The sequence below is a fragment of the Pseudomonas sp. R1-7 genome (assembly GCF_051132105.1).
Taxonomy (GTDB): domain Bacteria; phylum Pseudomonadota; class Gammaproteobacteria; order Pseudomonadales; family Pseudomonadaceae; genus Aquipseudomonas.
In genome coordinates this window covers 1,959,763-1,962,885 of sequence record NZ_CP071661.1, presented here as the reverse complement: position 1 = coordinate 1,962,885, position 3,123 = coordinate 1,959,763, and the positions used below count along the sequence as shown (strand labels likewise).

The 3,123-nt window shown below is 62.6% G+C and carries 3 protein-coding genes; 2 read left to right on the top strand and 1 reads right to left on the bottom strand.

Translation table 11 applies throughout. From position 1 onward, the window contains the following. Window positions 1-263: 263 nt before the first annotated feature. Window positions 264-998 carry a thioesterase II family protein gene (locus J3P79_RS08925; RefSeq protein ID WP_434609785.1) on the bottom strand — a complete coding sequence of 245 codons (735 nt, stop codon included), beginning with the start codon at window positions 996-998 and terminating at the stop codon, window positions 264-266. Window positions 999-1,131: 133 nt separating this feature from the next. Between J3P79_RS08925 and tam the strand changes: the two genes are divergently transcribed. Both tam and J3P79_RS08915 read left to right on the top strand, forming a co-directional pair. After that, a complete protein-coding gene (tam, locus tag J3P79_RS08920; RefSeq protein WP_434609783.1) occupies window positions 1,132-1,902 on the top strand; it encodes a trans-aconitate 2-methyltransferase in 771 nt (256 codons plus the stop codon). A gap of 83 nt (window positions 1,903-1,985) precedes the next feature. Beyond that, window positions 1,986-3,119, top strand: a complete 1,134-nt coding sequence (locus J3P79_RS08915; RefSeq protein ID WP_434609781.1) for a cupin-like domain-containing protein — start codon at window positions 1,986-1,988, stop codon at window positions 3,117-3,119. Window positions 3,120-3,123 lie beyond the last annotated feature (4 nt).

Below are 3,123 nucleotides of genomic sequence, written 5' to 3'. Positions count from 1 at the left end.
TTCTGGGTATCCGGAATCAGTGGGCACAAGGCACAAAGGCATGTCGTCCCTATGAAACGAATGCAAACCGGAAAAATTAGCGATTGGGAATCAGTATCGGAAAGGAGCAAACTCGTGGCGAGGGAGCTTGCTCCCGCTCGGCTGCGCAGCAGTCGTAAACCGGCTGATGCGGTCTGCCTGGCTTAATGCGCCATTTCTTTTGGGGCGGCTTCGCCGCCCAGCGGGAGCAAGCTCCCTCGCCACAAAAGCGGGTCTTGAATCGGTTATGCGCTGATGGCCAACCCATGCCGCCGATGATGCACGCTCAACTGATCCTTGATCAGCCGCAGCACCCGGGCTTCGTGTTCATGGATGAAAAAGTGCCCACCGGCCAACATGTCCACCGAAAAGCTGCCGCAGGTTTCCCGGCTCCAGCCGATCAACTGTTCGGTGGTGGCCTTGTCGGCAGTGCCGCCGAGCACATGCACGGGGCAGTTGAGCACAGGCCGAAGCCGTGGCTGATAGCGTCCGCAAAGCAGGAAGTCTGCCCGCAGCACGGGCAAGGTCAGGGCCATCAACTCTGCGTTGGCCAACACTTCTTCGCTGGTGCCGTTGAGGGTGCGCAGTTGATCGATCAGTTCAGCATCGGTTTTCGGCTCGGCGAAGCCGCGATCATAGTCGGCGCGCATCGTTGGCGCCGCAGTGCCGGAGGCGAACAGCGCCACCGGTTCCGGGCAGCCCAGCTCGCGCAAGGCATGGGCGATCTCACAGGCCAGCAGCGCACCCAGGCTGTGACCGAACACCGCGTAAGGAGCCTTGAGCGTCGGGTACAACTCGCACGCCAGTTGCCTGGCCAATGGGCCCATGTCGGTGTGCAGCGGTTCGGCGAAACGTGCCCCGCGCCCCGGCAATTCCACGGGCTGCACCGTCAGCCACTGTGGCACCTTGCGCCGCCAACGGCTGTATACCATCGCGCTGGCGCCGGAATACGGCAGGCACAGCAGGGTCAGTTGGGTCACTGCGGTTTTCTCCGATCGTTTGTATAAAAAGAATAACGAGGCCGGGCCGCGAAGAATTAGTCACCGGCCCTTCGCCCGGATGCGCCTTATACTGCACGCCCCATGGCTTTGGTCTGCCCTCAAGGAGAACACAATGAGCTGGTCCGCCCAACAATATGTCGCTTTCGAAGAGGAACGCACCCGCCCGTCCCGGGATCTGCTGGCGGCGATCCCGCCGGTCCAGGCGCGGCAAGTGATCGACCTGGGCTGCGGCCCCGGCAACTCCACCGAACTGTTGGTGCGCCACTTCCCCGACGCAACCGTGCGTGGCCTGGACAGTTCCGCCGACATGGTCGAAGCCGCCCGCAAGCGCTTGCCCCACGTGACATTCGACACGGCAGACATTGGCCGATGGAGCGAAAGCGGCCCCTTCGATGTGATCTTCGCCAACGCCGTGCTGCAATGGCTGCCAGACCACGCCACCTTGCTGCCGTCGCTGGTGGACAAACTCGCACCGGGTGGCAGCCTGGCGATCCAGATGCCCGATACGCTGCACCAGCCGTCCCATCGCTTGATGCGGGACATCGCCGCCAATGGCCCCTGGGCGGGCCAACTGGCCGGGGCGGCTGATTCGCGGACCGAGGTGGAGGACGCCAGCACCTATTATTCGATTCTCAAGTCCCATTGCAGCCGGGTCGATGTGTGGCGCACCACTTATCATCATCCACTGGCGGGCGGCGCTTCGGGTATCGTCGAATGGTTCAAGGGCAGCGGCTTGCGTCCTTTCCTCGAACCGCTGGACGCAGCGCAGCGCGAGCAATACCTGGAGCAGTACCTCAAGGCCATCGAACAGGCCTATCCGACCCTGGATGATGGTTCGGTCCTGCTGCCGTTTCCAAGGGTTTTCATCGTCGCGACACGCTAGGGCGACGGTCCGGCGGCGAGGGCTAAATTTTCGATCACGGCCCTCGTTACTTGCTAGACCAAAAACCCGCAAGAGTGACCGCCGTGGACCTGCAAACCATTCTGGGCAAGCTGTTCGCCAATGCCGGCGCCGTTGGTATCGAAGGCGTTTTCCAATTCGTGTTCGGCCCGCACCAGGCGTTCTGGTCCGAGGTCAAGGCCAGCAGCCACACCCAGGCCGGCCGTCACGCCAGCCCCGACGTCACCATTGAAGTGGCAGAAAAGGAATTTTTCGGGATCATGGCCGGCCAGGCCAATGTCGAGGAACTGTTCGCCAGCGGTCGCTTGAAGATCACCGGCAACATGGGCCTGGCGACATTGCTGCCGCAGATCATCGACCATGCGCGCCATGGCAGTCGCCCGGTGGAAAAGGTCGACATGAACAAGCGTTACCCCACCCCGTCGCGCTTCAGCGAAACCCTCACCGCCAGCCTGCCCACCCAACGCAGCGTGGAGCGTCAGCCGCGCAGCGAGCTGTCGGTGCAAACGTTCCAGGCGCGTTATCTGCCCCATGGGATTCCCGTGGTCATCAGCGATGCGCTGCAGGACTGGCCGTTGTTCAAGCTCAGCCGCGAAGAAACCCTGGTGCATTTCGCCGAGCTGCAAGGCATCACTCGCCATGGCGATTATGTGAAGAAAACCTTCTCCACCGAGCGGGACTTTCGCTCCACCTCCATGGCCGATTTCATCGCCTCCCTCGACAGCCCGGCGCCCAAGCGTGCCGACGGCGAACCTCCAGCCTACATGGGCAACAATATCTTGCCGGCGCAGTTGATGGAGCTGATCAAATACCCGTCCTATTTCGATCCGGCGCTGTTCATCCCGCCGCGCATCTGGATCGGACCCAAGGGCACCCTCACGCCCCTGCACCGCGACGACACCGACAACCTGTTCGCCCAGGTCTGGGGCCAGAAAACCTTCACCCTCGCCGCGCCCCATCACCGCGAGGCACTGGGCACATGGTCGACCGCGCCCCAAGGCGGGCTGGACGGCTGCGACTTCAACCCGGACGCGCCGGACTACGACCGTTTCCCCAAGGCCCGGGACGTGACGTTCATGCGGGTGACGCTTGAGGCGGGGGATTTGCTGTTTTTGCCGGAGGGTTGGTTTCACCAGGTGGAGTCGGTGTCCACCTCGCTGTCGGTGAATTTCTGGGTGAATTCGGGGCGGGGCTGGTGAAGCC

Coding starts and splice junctions, on each gene's coding strand:
- tam (WP_434609783.1), top strand. CDS start 1,132: ATGAGCTGGTCCGCCCAACAATATGTCGCTTTCGAAGAGGAACGCACC.